General features: G+C 76.0%; 2 protein-coding genes. One reads left to right on the plus strand and one right to left on the minus strand.

Annotation, left to right across the window (positions count from 1 at the left end):
* Positions 1 to 17: 17 nt before the first annotated feature.
* Positions 18 to 10,340 carry an amino acid adenylation domain-containing protein gene (locus WMF31_RS21825; protein WP_436603802.1) on the minus strand — a complete coding sequence of 3,441 codons (10,323 nt, stop codon included), beginning with the start codon at positions 10,338 to 10,340 and terminating at the stop codon, positions 18 to 20.
* 1,389 nt (positions 10,341 to 11,729) lie between these two features.
* Between WMF31_RS21825 and WMF31_RS21830 the strand changes: the two genes are divergently transcribed.
* Positions 11,730 to 16,034 (plus strand): serine/threonine-protein kinase, encoded by a 4,305-nt coding sequence (locus tag WMF31_RS21830; protein WP_436603803.1) that lies wholly within the window; start codon positions 11,730 to 11,732, stop codon positions 16,032 to 16,034.
* Positions 16,035 to 16,080 lie beyond the last annotated feature (46 nt).

Genomic DNA, 16,080 nt, shown 5'->3' on the forward strand with positions numbered 1-16,080 from the left:
GGCCGGGGCGCCGTCGATCAGTGCGAGGCGGGGCCGTGCGAGGCGGGGCCGCGCGACGTGGGGCCGCGTGACGCGGGGCCGCGCGACGCCGGCCCGCGCGAGGCGGGGCCATGCTCGGCCTCGCTCTCCAGCTCGCGCGCCCGGGGCGCGGGCTCCGGCGGATTCCGGACCTTCGGCGCGAAGGACCGCACCGTGGCGGGCCCGACCGCGCAGGTCGTCTCCACGGCGTGGTGGACACGCTCGAACGGATAGGTGGGCAGCGGAACGCGCCGCCTCCGCTCGTCGCGCGAGAACGCCGCCCAGTCCACGTCGACGCCGGCGCACCAGAGCTCCGCCACGGCGACGAGCAGCGACGCCATGTCGGTGCGCTCCTCGCCCGGCGCCGACGGCGCCGGGAGGGCGCTCACGATCCGCCGCCCCGCGCCGCCGGCCGCGGCCGGCGACGCCGGCGACGCCGGCGCGGCCAGGGTGGACCCGGGCCCGACCTCGAGCAGCAGCCGATCGGGACGCCCTTGCAGGGCGCCCGCGTCGGACGGCGCCTCGTCCACCTGCCCGCGCGCCGCGACGAGCGCGATCGCGTCGTCGAGCGACAGCGCGCCGGTGACGCAGGCGGCCGCGAGCTCGCCCACGCCCTGGCCGATCACGGCCGCGGGGCGGATCCCCCACGATATCAGGAGCTGCGCCAGCGCGACCTCGGTCGCGAAGAGCGCGGCCGCGCGGAGCGCGGGACGGCGCATTTCCTCCTCGACCTCGGCGCGGCGGCGCGCCGGGTCCTCGGGGAAGAGCGTCGCCCGGAGATCCACGGCCAGCGCGCGGCGGAAGCGCTCCGCGCACCGGTCGAGGCGCTCGCGGTAGACGCGCTCCTCCTGGTACAGCGCGCGCCCCATGCCCGCGCGCGCCGCGCCCGCGCCGGGGAACACGAAGACGACCTCCGGCGGCCGCCTGCCGGCGACCCGGCTGACGACGTGGGCCGGATCGCGCCGCGCCAGGCGGTCCGCCGCCAGCGCGGGGCTCGAGCACACCACCGCGCGCCGGTGGGCGAAGGGCACCCTGCCCTGCTGCAGGGTGAACGCGACATCGGCGAGCGCGCGCTCCGGCGACCGCCGGAGGTGCTCGGCCAGGCGGTCGGTGCTCTTCTCGAGCGCGGCGCCGGTCCGCGCCGAGAGCACGAGGAGCTGGCAGCTCCGCGACGGCCCGGACGGCGCCGCCTCCGGCGCCTCCTCGAGGACGGCGTGCGCGTACGTCCCGCCGAGGCCGAGGGCGCTCACGGCGGCGCGGCGCGGGCTCGGGCCCCGCTTCCACGCGCGCGGCGCGGCGTTGACGAAGAACGGGCTGCTCGCCAGGTCGATCTCGGGGCCGGGGCGGCGGAAGTGCAGCGTGGCGGGGATGAGCTCGTGCTCCAGCGCGAGCGCGGCCTTGATGAGGCCGGCCACCCCGGCCGCGGCGCGGAGGTGGCCGAGGTTGCCCTTCACCGAGCCCAGCGCGCAGAAGCCGACCTCCTCGGTGCCCCTCCGGAACGCCTGGGACAGCGCGGCCACCTCGATCGAGTCGCCGAGCCGCGTGCCCGCGCCGTGCGCCTCGACGTAGCCGATGCTCTCCGGGCGCACGCCGGCGGCGGCGTGGGCGCGGACGATGGTCTGGATCTGCCCCTCGAGGCTCGGGGCCGTGTAGCCGACCTTGGCCGCGCCCGCGTTGGTGACCGCGGAGCCGCGGATCACGGCGTGGATCGTGTCGCCGTCGGCGAGCGCGTCCTCCAGCCGCTTGAGGACCACGACCCCGACGCCGTCGCTCGCCACGATGCCGCTCGCCTCGGCGTCGAACGGCCGGCAGTGGCCGTCCGGCGAGGTCACGGCGCCGTCCTCGTGGAGGTAGCCGGCCCGGTCCGGCGAGAGGACGCCGACGCCCCCGGCCAGGACCATGTCGCACTCCCGCGCGAGGAGGCTCTGGCGCCCGAGGTGCACCGCGACGAGCGACGTGGAGCACGCGGTCATGACGCTGACGGCGGGCCCCCGGAGCCCCAGCTTGTAGGCCACGCGCGACGTCAGGCAGTCCGGCGTGTTCCCCGTGTAGATCCGGTGGTGCAGGAGGTTCGGGGCCACGGGCGGCGGCCCGACGCGCTCGACCCAGTAGAGCGGGGCGTCGCCGCCGGCGAACACGCCGACGGGGCCCGGGACGGCGAACGGGTTGTAGCCGGCGCTCTCCATGGCCTCCCAGGCGCACTCGAGGAACACGCGGTGCTGCGGGTCCATGAGCGCGGCGTCCTCCGGGCCGTAGCCGAAGAACGACGCGTCGAAGCCCAGCGCGTCCTCGAGCGCGCCGACCGCCGGGATGAACCCCGGCGACCGGTAGAGCGCCGGATCCGCGCCCAGCGCCCTCAGCTCCTCGGGCGTGTAGAGCGAGATGCCCTCGACGCCCTCCCGGAGCGCCGACCAGAGCGCGTCGATATCGCGCGCCTTCGGGAAGCGGCCGGCCATCCCGATGACGGCGATGGCGCCGTCCGGGATCGCCCGCCGCGCCGGGGCCTCGGTCGCGGGGCCCGGCGCGCCGCGCTCCGGCGGGCTGGCCGGGCGGTCGCCCGCGGCGGCCGCGGGGGGGACCGGGGTCGGCCCGGGACCTGGCATCGAACCGAGGTCTGCCCCCGGCTCGGGACCTGGCCTCGGATCGAGGGCTGCCCTCAGGTGGCCGGCGAGGCTGCGGATCGTCGGGTGCTGGAAGAGCGCCGTGATGGGCACGTCCTGGCCGAGCCGCGCCCGGATGCCGGCCCGGACCCGGGCGAGCAACAGGGAGTGGCCGCCGAGCTCGAAGAACGGCTCGTCGAGGCCGACCTGATCGAGGCCGAGCACCTTGCACCAGATCTCGCCGAGGATCGCCTCGACGCGCGCGTCCGGGGCCGCCGGCGACGGGGCCGCCTTCGCCGGGGCCTTTGCGGCCTCTTCGCGCTCCCGCCGCGCCGCCTCGGGGGCTGGCAGCGCCCGGACGTCGATCTTCCCGTTCGCGGTGAGCGGCAGCGCGTCGAGCCTCACGAAGGCGGCCGGAACCATGTAGTCGGGGAGCTTCGCCGCCACGGCGTCGCGCAGCCCCGCCGGCAGGACGCGCGGCCGGTCTCGCCGGATCGGCTCGTGCGCGAGCGCCCCGGCCGACCGGTCCTCCCCGGGCCGCGCGGCGCGCCACGCGCGCGGTCGCCGCGCCTCGCCGGCGCGCTCGAACAGCGCATCCATGCAGCCCGGGCCCGCGGTCCCGGACGCCGTGATCCGGACCGAGGCGCCGAGGCGCGCGCCCAGGCTCCACAGCGCCTCCGGCGCGATCGCGGCCGCCGCGTCCGGCGCCGCCGCCGCGGCGCGGGCCGGCTCGGCGCCGGCCGCCTCGCGCAGCCGGCGCGCCGCGATCACGAAGGCGTGCACGCGCGCGTCCGGGATCCCCAGCACCTCCAGCGCGGGCGCGCCCTCCTCGCGGAGCGCGCGCTCGACGGCCTCGAGGGTGTCCGGGCCCGTCCAGGCGATCGACTGGACGCCGGCGACCGGCTCCGGCGCCGCGCCCACGTACAGGACCACGTCGTAGCGGAACCGGGTCATCTCGTCGGCGCCCGACCCGCGCTTGAGCCAGACCTCCACGTGGGCCACCCCGGGGATCTGGCCGCCGAGCGCGTGGAAGAACCCGGGCGCGAGGACGAGCTCCGGATCGTTGACCACCGCCTTGCGCACCCGGTCGCAGAGCGCCGCCACGGTGGCGTCGGCCGGCGCCCTGTGGAGCTGCACCGAGGCGTGGAACGCCTCGAGCAGGGGCAGGCTCCGGACGTCGCCCAGGAACACGACGCCCCCCGGCGCCACCGAGCGCACCGCCCCCGCGATCACCGCGCGCAGGTAGTCGGCCGTGGGGAAGTACTGGAGGATCGAGTTGAGGACGACCATGTCGAAGCTGCCCGGCGCGACGCCGCGGAAGTCGTTCGCCTCGCGGCGGCCCAGGGCCACGTGCGCGAGCGTCCCGCGGGCGAGCTGCGGCCTGAGCCGCGCGATGGCCCGCTCGGAGAAGTCGGTGCCCAGGTAGCCCGCGCACTGCGGGGCGAGCTCCAGGAGCAGGAGGCCCGTCCCGCAGCCGATCTCCCAGACGCGGCTCGGCTGGAACGCGAGGATCCGCTCGACCGTGTGGTCCCGCCACGCGCGCATCGCGGCGGCCTCGATGGGCTCTCCGGTGTAGCTGCTGTTCCAGCCCGCGGTGTTGAAGCCCGGATCCGCGCCGGCGTCGTCCTTCCCGTAGGTGTCGTCGTACAGCGCCTGCCACGCCGCGACGTGCTCGGCCTGCGCGACGGGCGCCTCGTCCGCGGGCCCGCCGCCGTCGGGGCGAGGCACGACATAGGCGATCAGCCGCCGGTTGCCCGGGGTGTCCTCCCGCGCCACCACGACGGCCTCCTCCACGGCGGGGTGCGCGCGCAGCGCGGCCTCCACCTCGCCGGGCTCAATGCGGTGGCCGCGGATCTTCACCTGATCATCGACGCGCCCGAGGAACTCGAGGGTCCCGTCCGGGCGCCACCGGGCCCGGTCGCCGGTGCGGTACATACGCGCGCCCGGCGCGTCCGAGAACGGGTCGGGGAGGAACCGCTCGCGGGTCAGCTCGGGGCGGTTCAGGTAGCCCCGGGCGACGCCGGCGCCGGCGATGTACAGCTCGCCGGGGACGCCCACGGGGGCGAGCTCGCCGCCCGGATCGAGGACGTGGACCCGCAGGTTGTCGATGGGCCGGCCGATCGACGGCTCGGCGGCCGGCGGGGCGCCGTCCGGCCGCGACCGCGGCACCGGGCCCGACGTCGCGACGACGGTGGCCTCGGTCGGACCGTAGTTGTTCACGACGTCGAACGGGACCGCGGCGCCCGGAAAGACGCGCAGCCGGTCGCCGCCCGTGAGCAGGCAGCGGAGCGCGGAGGACGCGGGCCAGTCGAGGCGCAGGAGCTCCTCGGCCAGCGGCGTGGGCGCGAACGACACCGTGATGCCCTGCGCGAGCAGCCACGCCTGGAGCTCCTCGGGCGAGCGGCGCAGCGCCTCGTCGGGGATGTGGAGGCAGGCGCCGGCGCACAGGGTCGGCCACGTCTCCCACACCGACGCGTCGAAGCCGGGGCTCGCGAGCAGGGTCGTGCGATCCGCGGGGCCGAGGGAGAAGCGCCCGAGGTGCCACGCGACGAGGTTCATGAGGCTCCGGTGCTCGACCAGCACGCCCTTGGGGCGGCCGGTCGAGCCGGAGGTGTAGATGGCGTAGGCCAGGTCCTCCGGGCGCGCGCGCCGCCGGGGGCGCGACCCGTCCCGTCCGGCCAGCGCCGGCCCGTCGGCGTCGAGGCGGATCACGGCGCCGGCGAACCCCGGCGCGCGATCGGAATCCTGCGCTTGAAGACGCGCTTGCCGATGCGCCTGGAGGTGCGCCTGCGTGAGGAGCACGGGCGCGCCGGAGTCCTCGAGGAGGAACGCGAGCCGGTCGCTGGAGCACCCGGCGCCCACGGGGAGGTACGCCGCCCCGGCCTTGAGGACCCCGAGGGCCCCGATCACGAGCTCCGGCGAGCGCTCCGCGCGGATCGCGACCAGGGCGCCCGCGCCGACGCCGAGCTCGATGAGGCGGTGGGCGAGCTGGTTGGCCCGGCGATCGAGCTCCCCGTACGTCAGGGCGCCGCGGCCCGACACGACCGCGGGGGCGTGCGGCGCGCGCGCGGCGTGCTCCTCGAACAGGTCGACGACGGAGCGGTCCCCGGGGACCTCGGCGCCCGTGGCGTTCCACGTGACGAGGAGCTGCCGCCGCTCGGCCTCCGCGAGCACCGGCAGCGACGCGACGGCGCGCGCGGGATCCGAGGTCGCGGCGGAGAGGAGCGTGACGAGGTGTCCCAGCGTCCGCTCCATCGTCGGCCGCTCGAACAGGTCGGTGCTGTACTCGAGCATCCCGGCCACGCCGCCGGCGCTCTCCCAGGCGTAGAGCGACACGTCGAAGATCGTCTTCCTCGTGTCCATGTCGACGGCGCGCGCCTCGACCCCGGGGAGGTGGAGCTCGCGCTCCGCGGGCGGCTGCGGCGCGAACACGACCTGCACGACGGGGCTGTAGCTGGGGTCGCGCTCCGGCTGGAGCTCCTTCACGAGCCGCTCGAACGGGAGCCGGTCGTGCGCGTAGGCGTCGACGCACACCGCGCGCACGCGGCGGAGCAGCTCCTCGAACGACGGCGCGCCGGAGGCGTCGATCCGGATGGGGATCACGTTGACGAAGAAGCCGATCGCCTGCTCGATCTCGGGGTGATCCCGGCCCGCGCTCGGCAGGCCGATCATGAGGTCCTCGCGCCCGGTGACGCGGTGGAGCAGCGCGGCGAACGCGGCCAGGAGGACCATGTTCACGGTCATGTCGTTTCGCGCGCCGAGGTCCCGGAGGGCCCTTGCGAGCTCCGGGTCGAGCTGGAACGGGATCGTCGCGCCGCGGAAGCTCTGGATCTTCGGCCGGGCGTGATCGCCCGGCAGCTCGAGCAGCGGCGGCGCGTCGAGGAGCCGCTGCTTCCAGCCGGCGAGCAGCTCCGACAGGGCCTCTTCCGTGAGCTGCTCGCGCTGCCACGCCGCGAAATCGGCGTACTGGAGCGGCGCGTCCGGGAGCGGCGAGGGAGCGCCCTGGCAGAACGCCTCGTAGAGCGCCGCGAGCTCACGATAGGCCACCTCGAGGGACCAGCCGTCGACGGCGATGTGATGGATGTGCAGAAAGAAGAGGTGATCCCGCGGCCCGAGCCGGAGCAGCCCGGCCCGGAACACGGGTCCGCGCGTCAGGTCGAAGAGCCGCCGGGCTTCCGCGTCGAGGAGCTGGCGCGCCGCGACCTCGCGCTCGTCCTCGGCGAGGTGCTGAAGGTCCGCGACCTCGAGCCGGAAGGCGGCGTCCTCGGCGACGATCTGGGCGGGCCTGCCCTCGATCTCCATGTAGACCGTGCGCAGGATCTCGTGGCGGCGGACGAGCTCCCGGAGGCTCCTGTCGAGGGCCTGAACGTGGATCTCTCCGGTCAGGCGGAAGGGACAGAGGCAGTTGTAGGCCCTGCTCTCGGGCGCGAGCCGATGGAGGAACCACAGGCGCTCCTGCGCGAACGACAGGGGGGCCGGCCCCGTCCGGGCGCCCCGCGGAATGGCGCGCTCCTTCCGGGGCGCCGCGCCGCCGCCCTCTCTCCCGAGCGCGGCGAGCGCGGCGACGGTCGGGTGATCGAAGAGCTCCTGGAACCCGATGTCGATCCCGAGGGCGCCGCGGAGGCGGGAGCATAGCTGGACGGCGTGCAGCGAGCTGCCGCCCAGCTCGAAGAAGCTGTCGTGGACGCCCACGCGCTCGACGCGCAGGATCTCGCGCCAGAGGCCGGCGAGCGCCTCTTCCAGCTCGGAGCGCGGCGCCACGAACGCGCGCCCGAGCTGGTCCCGGGCGCCGCCGGGCAGGGGGAGCGCGCCGCGGTCGACCTTGCCGTTCGGCGAGGTGGGGAGCGCGTCGAGCAGCACGAAGGCGGAGGGGACCATGTGCGCCGGCAGGCGGCCCTGCGCGAGGGCGCGCAGCGCGGGGACGAGCGCCCGCTCGTCCCTGGCCTGAGCGCCCTGGACCGGCCGGGGGACGACGTACGCCACGAGCCGCCTGTCGCCCGGCGCGTCCTCGCGCACCACCACGACGACCTCGCGCACGTCCGGGTGCTGGCCCAGCGCCGCCGCGATCTCGCCGGGCTCGACGCGGTGGCCGTGGATCTTCACCTGATCATCGATCCGGCCGAGGAACTCGATGTCTCCCGAGGCGAGATACCGCGCGAGATCGCCTGTCCTGTACAGGCGCGAGCCCGGCCCCGCGCCGAACGGGCTCTCCACGAACCGCTCCTCGGTGAGCTCGGGGCGGTTCAGGTAGCCGCGCGCCACGCCGGCGCCCCCGATGTAGATCTCGCCGACGACGCCCACGGGGACGAGCGCGCGGCGGCGATCGAGCAGCAGCACCTGGACATCGGGGCACGCGGCGCCGATCGGGCTCGACCAGGGCCGCTCGAGATCGGGGATCCCCATCGCGCGGTGGGTGGCGAACACGGTGGTCTCGGTGGGACCGTAGATGTTGACGACCGTGGGATTCGTGTCCCCGTGGCGCTCCCACCACGGCCGGAGCAGGGCCACGTCGAGCGCCTCGCCGCCGCAGATCACGAGGCGGAGCCTCAGGCGGTCACGCAGCGCCGGCGCGGCCTCGGCCTCGGCGTGGATGAGCTGGCGGAACGCCGAGGGGGTCTGGCAGAGGACGGTCACCTCCTCGTCGCCGAGGAGCCGGTAGAGCGCGTCCGGCGTGCGGCTCGTGCGGAAGGGCACCACCACGAGCCGCCCGCCGTGGCAGAGCGCGCCCCAGATCTCCAGGACGGAGAAGTCGAACGAATACGAGTGGAACAGCGTCCAGACGTCGCGGTCGCCGTAGCGATGATCCCGGGCGGTGTGGTCGAAGAGGCGGACCACGTTGGCGTGGGTGACCATCACCCCCTTGGGCTTCCCGGTCGATCCCGAGGTGTGGATGATGTACGCGAGGTTGTCCGGGCCTTCCCCCGGCGCGGGCGCCACCCTGCCCTCGGGCTGTCGATCGAGGAGGCCCTGATCCGCGTCGAGGCACACCACCCGTTCGCTCCGGGTCCGCAGGCGGGCGGCGAAGCGCGCCTCGGTGAGGAGCACCGGGACGCGGGTGTCCTCCAGCAGGAACGCGAGCCGGTCCGGGGGATACGCCGGGTCGAGCGGGACATAAGCGCTGCCGGACTTGAGGACGCCGAGCAGGGCGACGATCATCTCGATCGACCGATCGAGGCAGACGCCGATGGGGACCTCGGGCCCCGCGCCCAGCTCCCGGAGGAGGTGGGCCACCTGGTTGCTCCGCCGATCGAGCTCGGCGTAGGTGAGCCGCTGCCCCTCGAGCACGACGGCCACGGCGGAGGGGGCGCGGCGGGCGTGCGCCTCGACCCGCTCGTGGATCCGGTCGCGCGGCGGGTCGAGCGCCTCGCCGCGGTTCCACGCGGAGAGGAGCGCGCGGCGCTCCTCCTCGGTCAGGAGCGGCAGCCCCGAGATGGGTTGTGACGGGTCGCTCGCGGCGCCGCGGAGCAGGACCTCGTGGTGCCCGAGCAGCCGGGCGATCGTCGCGTGCTCGAAGAGATCGCGCTGGTAATCGATCCTGGCGATCAGGCGGTCATCCCGCGCCTCGATCCGGAGGACGAGATCCTGAGCCACCGCGGGCGGCTCGAGATCGGCCGGGTTCCAGGTGAGCTGGGGTCCTCGCCGGGGCGCGGCGTTGCGGGTCTTCATGGAGAAGAGCACCTGGAAGAGCGCCGGACGGCCCGGGGCGCGCGGCAGCGAGAGCCGCTCGGCCAGCGCCTCGACGGGCAGCGCGGCGGTCTCGCGGCCCTCCTGCGCCGCGCGGTGCACCTCCTGGAGAAGCGCGCGAAAGCTCGGATCCGCTCCCAGCCGGCCCCGTACCGGCACGAGGTCCCCGAGGGGCCCGAGGGTGTCCTGGACCGCGCGGTGGTCGCGCCCGGGGAGCGAGGCGCCGACGAGGATCTCGTCCTGGCCTGTATGGCGGTGGAGCACGGCGAGCATCGCCGTGAGCAGCACGGCGGGCAGGGTCACGCCCTCGTCCTGGGCGAGCGCGCGGAGGGCGCGCAGGAGGTCCGGGTCGAGCGCGCGCCCGGCCGAGCCTCCGGCGAACGACGGCGCCGCGGGCCGCGGCCGGTCCGTCCGGATCTCCAGCGCGCGCGGGGCGTCGGAGAGCTCGCGGCGAAGGCGCGCGAGCTGCTGCTCGCCGAGCTCACCGGCCATGGCCTCGCGCTGCCACCGGGCGTGATCCTGGTAACGCACCGGCGGCGCTGGCCGCGGGAGCTCGTGATAGCCGCAGAACAGCTCGGACAGGAGCAGGTCGACGCTCCGGTCGCCGTCGGAGACGAGGGGGTGCATGGCGAGGACGAGGAGGTGGCGCGCCGGGTGCAGCCGGACGAGGCTGACTCGCCAGAGCGGGCCGCGCTCCGGATCGAGGGGCAGCGCGACCTCGTCGCGCGCGGTCGCGAGCGCCTGTTCCTCCAGGGCGGGGAGCCCCTCTGCGCCGAGATCCCGCGTGCGGAACGCGATCTCGACCTCGCTCGAGATGATCTGCACGGGCTGGCCGTCGCGCTCGGAGAAGGAGGTTCGCAGGATGTCGTGGCGCGCCGCGAGCCCCTCGATGGCCTGAGCCAGCCTGGGCACGTCGAGCTCGCCCTCCAGCCACGCCGCTCCCCGCTCATGGAAGCCGGGCACGGCGCCGTATCGCCGGGCAAACAACCAGGCACGTTCCTGCTCCAAGGAGAGCGGGGCATGGGACAGTTTGTTCATAGGAAGGACCTCCGTGTTGCTGCTAGCGGTCACCCGCATCGATGCGCGCAGGACTTCGCGCGCGTGGACGAGCCGAGGCGCTCGACGCGCACCCCCATAACGCACATCGAGGTTGCGAGGCCATCGGCCTCTCACCGGGCGTCAGCGCGCCGCGAGCCTCTGGAATCAACGAGCGTTCTTCGAGGCCGCTCGCCGCGGCGCAGCCGCGGCGACAGCGCGCGGCCCGCGCCCTCGCGCGAGGCCGTGTCCCGGAGACGGGGCAGGACGCAGCATGGACGCCGCAGGTCCGGGATCTCTTTGGAGGGCGGGGATCAGGGAGGGAGGACAGGAGACTCTCTTCATCACGGATGACCTCCTTGTTGCTGGCAGGGGTCGGTTGTATCGAGGCGCGTGGCCGGCCGCACGCCGCGTCGAGCCGCTCGACGCGAGCACACCTGCACGCACACCGTGCTTGCTGAGCTGATCGTACGCTCGCCGGGGTTCAGGGCAGCCTGGGCACCAGGGCGAGAGGCGCAGTCGTCGAGTTGAGCGAGGGCGCGCGACGCTGCGGGGGTCGGCTGTCTCGCAGTGGAGCGCGACTCGGGATCGGAGCATTATGCCGCATGGGCACGGCGACGCCAGCCCGGATTGGCGGATATCGTGCGTCGGTCACGGGATTGGCGTTTTCATGACATCGAGGTCACAGGGCCGGCGCCTTGCCCTGGTGAGCCGCGATGCAAAGCCGGCAGTCCGCTGCCCGCGTGCTGGTTTCCTTCCCTACCATCCGGCTCGATTTCAGCGGCATCCGTCCGAATATTGCTCTCGCTCTCCATTCCTCCTCTCGATCCGCCCCCCGCCCTCCCAAACCTGAACGTAGACGTAGACGTAGACGTAGACGTGGACGTGGACGTGGACGTGGACGTGGTCGTTTACGGCCAATCGTGAACGTGAACGTCATTCGGAAATCGACGCCCGCGGATCGCTGGGATTGAGGGGTGGTGGCCAGCGATAGCGTAAAATCGTCAGGCTCCGAACATGATGGGATATCCATAATATTCAAATCCGATTGCACGGATCCAGGCCGGAGGGCCGCGGAATTCATCGACTGTGAATCCGGCAATACGTTCACGTAAACGTAAACGATCGGCCGTGAACGACCACGACCACGACCACGACCACGTTGAGATCATCGCGACCATTCTTGTGAGCGAAGAAACCGATTCCCGATCGATTGAGGCGGGACGCCGCGGAGAGGACCCCCCGGCGCGGACGTCCATACCGTCATGCCCGCGCGTCCGAGACGATCTGCGGCGGCGCCATCGAGGACCGCGCCTCCCCTGCCCTCGGCCCCCGACCGTCAGGAACGCCCCGCATTCCCGCGCTCGTCAACTCGTGTTCTCCTAGCATGTCGTGAGACTCCCCTCGCCGCGCGCGCAGGCTCGCCCCCCCGCCCTCGACGAGCCATCGTCTCCGCTCGGCGAGGCCCCGGCGTGGGCCGCCGCGCCCGCGGTCCTGCGCTGTCCGGCCTGCGGCCGTCGCATCCGGGTGCGCTGCCGGCTTCACGGCGCCCCCAGCCTCGACGGGGGCGACGCCGAGACGTTGCTGGCCGACGGCGTCGCGGCCCCCCGGATCCCGGGCCACCGCGTGCGGCGCGTCGTGGCGCGCGGCGGCTTCGGCGTCGTGTTCGAGGCCGAGCGCGAGCGCGACCGGGCCACCGTCGCGATCAAGGTCGCGCGTGACGATCGGGCCGGCGCGCCCGCCTACCTCGAGCACGAGATCACGGCGCTCACGCGCGTCGGTCCGCCCCACGTGCCCGCCGTCCACGAGCACGGCCGCGCCGCCCACGGCGCGCCGTACGTCGTGATGGAGTACCTCGACGCGCCGACCCTGGCCGACCTCCTCGTCGACCGGGAGGAGCCGCTACCGTTCGCGGAGGCCGCCGCGCTCGCGTCGGGGATCCTGCGCGCGCTCTCGGCGGTCCATGCGCGCGGGTACGTGCACCGCGACATCAAGCCGGAGAACCTCCTCGTCGGCCGCGCGCGGAGGGTGATCCTCATCGACCTCGGCCTCGCGGTCCCCCTCGGGTCCGAGGGCGCCGCGCCCGAGGTCACGACCGAGGACGGGGGCGTGGGGACCGCCGAGTACATGGCGCCCGAGCAGTGCGAGGGCCTGCTGGACATCGATCGCCGCGCCGACCTCTACGCCGTGGGCGTCATCCTCTTCGAGCTGCTCGCCGGCCACCCGCCCTTCTGGGGCTCGCGCGCCGTGGTCAGGGAGAGCCACCTGAGCCGCCGCCCGCCGCGCCTCGGCGTGATGACCGGCGGGCCGGCCGTCCCCGCGAAGGTCGCGGACGTGGTGGCCCGCTGCCTGGCGAAGGACCGGCGCGATCGCTTCGACAGCGCCGACGAGCTCGGCGCCGCGCTCGCGGCCGCGCTGCGCGAGGCCCGCGCGGCGCCCGCGCCGGCGGCGCGCCCGGCCCGGCCGTCGCCGCCGCCGCCCGGCCCCGCGCAGGGCGAGCGCCTCACCGTGGGGCTGCTCTTCTTCGAGACCGCGCTCGACGTGGCGGCCATCCAGGCGCGGCTGCACGCGCTGGGCGGGCAGCTCGGCCGCGCCGCCGCGGGCCGCTGCGTCGCCGTCTTCACGGCGGACGCGGCCGACAACCCCGCGCGCCGCGCCCGCCACGCCGCCGAGGAGCTCGTGCGGCTCGGCGTGTGCGAGCGCGCGCGCGTCGATCTCGCGCCCGTCACGGCGCAGACCCGGCGCGACGGCGCGCGGCGCTTCCTCAGCCCGATCTTCTCGCGTCCCCATCGCTTCCCGGCGCCCGACGACCCGGCCGGCGTCACGATCGCGCCCGCCGCGGCCGCCGTGCTCCACGACCTCGAGAGCACCCCCCCGGCCCGCGCCGAGGCCGACGCGGCCCCCGACAGCATCGCCGCGGCCCCCGCCAGCGCCGCCGCGGCCCCGGCCAGCGCCGTCGCGGCCCCCGCCAGCGCCGTCGCGGCCCCCGCCAGCGCCGCCGCGGCCCCCGACAGCGCCGTCGCGGCCCCCGACAGCGCCCTGGTCGCCGAGGGCGACGCCAGCAGCCTCCAGAACGCGCTCGGCCTGGGGCCCTGCCCGCTCTTCGGCCGCGACGCCGTGCTCGCCGCCCTGGTCGACAGCGCGCGCACCGCGGCGGTCCAGGGCGCGCCCGCCGTGGTCAGCGTCATCGCCGAGGCCGGCCTGGGCAAGAGCCACCTCGCCCGCGCCCTCCTCGAGCAGCTCGCCGCGCTCGGGCCCGACGTCCGCGTGCTCTCGCTGCGCGCCCGCGAGCCGGCGCTCGGCGACGCCGACCACGCGCTCGCCGACCTGCTCGAGCGCCTCCTCGAGCTGCCCGCCACCCCGCCGCCCGACGGCGGCGCCGCGCTGCTCCGCGAGCGGCTCGGCCCGGGCGCCGCCGCCGACCGGGTGCCCGTCGTGGCCCTCGCGCTCGGGTGGATCCCGCCCGGCGCGGAGGGCGCCGCCCTGCGCGCGGCGCTGCGCAAGCTCGACGCGGCCCCGGGCGCCCTGCGCTCCGCGCTGACCGTGGTCGCCGGCGAGGTCCTGCGCGGCGCCGCCGCGAGCCGCCCGCTGCTCGTGGTCGTCGACGACGCCCACTTCGCGGGCGACGCGCTGCTCTCCGCGCTCGAGTACGCCGCGCGCGCCGAGGCCCGCCTGCCGCTCTGGGTCTGCGCGCTCGGCCGGCCCGAGCTCGCGCAGGCGCACCCCGCGTGGGGCGACTGCGCCGCCCGCCGCGAGCGGCACGCCCTCGGCCCGCTCGACCCCGACAGCGCGGCCGCGCTCTGCCGCCGCCTGCTCCTGCCCGTCGAGAGCGCGCCACGGTCCGCCGTGGAGCGGCTCGTGGGGCGCGCCGAGGCGATCCCGCTCCTGCTCGTCGAGCTCCTGCGCGGCCTCCGGCGCGCGGGCATCGTGCGCAAGAGCCCCCGGGGCGATTCGTGGTACCTCGCCACCGACGAGCTCGACGGCCTCCCGGACCTGCCGATCATCGAGTGGCTCGCGCGCCGCGAGCTCGACGCCCTCGCGCCCGCGCTGCGCGGCCACGCCCGGCTCGTCGCGCTGCTGGGCGCGCAGGTGACCCTCGACGAGATCGAGGGGCTCTTGCGCCACCTCGCGCAGGAGGGCGGCGACGCCGAGTTCCCGCTGGACGCCCGGGTCGGCACCCAGCGGCTCCTGTCCGCGCGCGTGATCGTGGACCACGGCGCCGGGCGGGTCGGCTTCCGCCACGCGCTCGTGCGCGAGGCCGTGGCGCGGGCCGCGCCGGCGGCGCAGCGGCTGCGCATCCACCGGGCGGCCGCCGCGTTCTACGCCGAGGGCCCGCCGCGGCTCGGCGAGGAGCGGCGCGTCGCGCAGCTCGCCCACCACGCGGGCGCGGCCGGCCTCGCCGAGGTCGCGGCGCGCTCGTTCTTCGATCTCGCCGAGCGGGCGCGCGCGCGCCACGCCTACACCGACGCGGAGCGCCTCTACAGCCGCGCCCTGGAGCAGGAGCAGCCCGCGGCCGACGGGGCGATCGACCGCCGCGCCGCGTACCGCGGGCGCGGGCTGATGCGCTACCGCATCGGCCGCTACCACGACGCGCTCGCCGACTTCTCCTGCGCCCGGGAGCTCTCGGCGCAGGACGGCGACGCCGCCCTGCGGATCGAGCTCCTGCTCGACGAGGCCACCGCGCTCGACTGGATGGACGAGCATGAGGCGTCGCGCGCGCGGGTCGAGGAGGCGCGGGTCGAGGAGGCGCACGCGCTCGCCGGCGGCGCGCGCCCGCCGCTCCTCGAGGCGCGGCTCCTGCTCGCGTGCGGCCGCTCGGCCTTTCGCTTCAGCCGCAACGAGGAGGCCGCGGCGCTCCTCGGGCGCGCCGCGGCCGTGGCGGAGCGGCTCGGCGACGACGGCTACGAGACGCTGGTCATCGCCCTGACGCTCCTCGGCTTCATCCTGGCGGGGCTCGGCCGGCCCGGCGAGGCGGGGGCCGCGCTCGACCGGGCGATCGACCTGGCCGGCGCGCACGGCGACCGCCTCCAGCTCGGCGCGGCGCTCAACGTCCGGGCGCTCGCCGCGGCGGGCCGCGGCGACGCGGAGCGCCTGGTGGCCGACATGCAGCGCTCGCTCGCCGTGGCGCGCGAGCTCGGGCAGCGCTCGCTCGAGCTGATGGGCGAGTTCAACCTGGGCGAGAGCCTGCTCCTGCTCGACGACGCGCCCGCCGCGGAGCCGCACGTCCTGCGGGCGGTCGCGCTCGACCGCGCGATCTCGGGCGCGCCCGGGCGCGCGGTGGTGGCGCTCCTCGAGGCGCGGCTGCGCTTTCATCGGGGCGAGGAGGCGGCGGCGCGCGCCCTGGTCGCGCGCATCCGCGCCTGCCAGGCCGAGGCGCGCGCCCGCGGGGAGCCGGGCGCGCTCATGGCGCCGTCCGAGGACGTGCTCTACGCCGCCGTGGAGCTCGCCACCGAGGGCGCGGGCGCCGCCGCGTGGGAGGCGCTCGAGGCGCGCGCGGCCCGCTTCTCCCTGGGGCAGGAGCGCCTCGAGGTCATCGAGGCGCGCGGCGTCTCGGCCGCGCGCCGCGGCGACCTGGACGAGGCGCGGCGCCAGCTCGAGCGCGCGATCGAGCTCGCGGCCCAGATCCCGAATGCCATGCGCCGCAGGCTCGCCCGGCGGCGCGCGGACATCGACGCTGAGGACAAGGCACGTCCCTGACGCGATCCGGGTGGCCGGCGCGCCTCACCGGGAGCGCCGCCGGCGC

Origin of the sequence: Sorangium sp. So ce1036, from assembly GCF_051369805.1 — a bacterium.
Taxonomy (GTDB): Bacteria; Myxococcota_A; Polyangia; order Polyangiales; family Polyangiaceae; genus Sorangium; species Sorangium cellulosum_F.

Excerpts from the sequence above, each read along its gene's own strand:
- WMF31_RS21825 (WP_436603802.1), bottom strand. The coding sequence starts at position 10,340 with ATGAACAAACTGTCCCATGCCCCGCTCTCCTTGGAGCAGGAACGTGCC.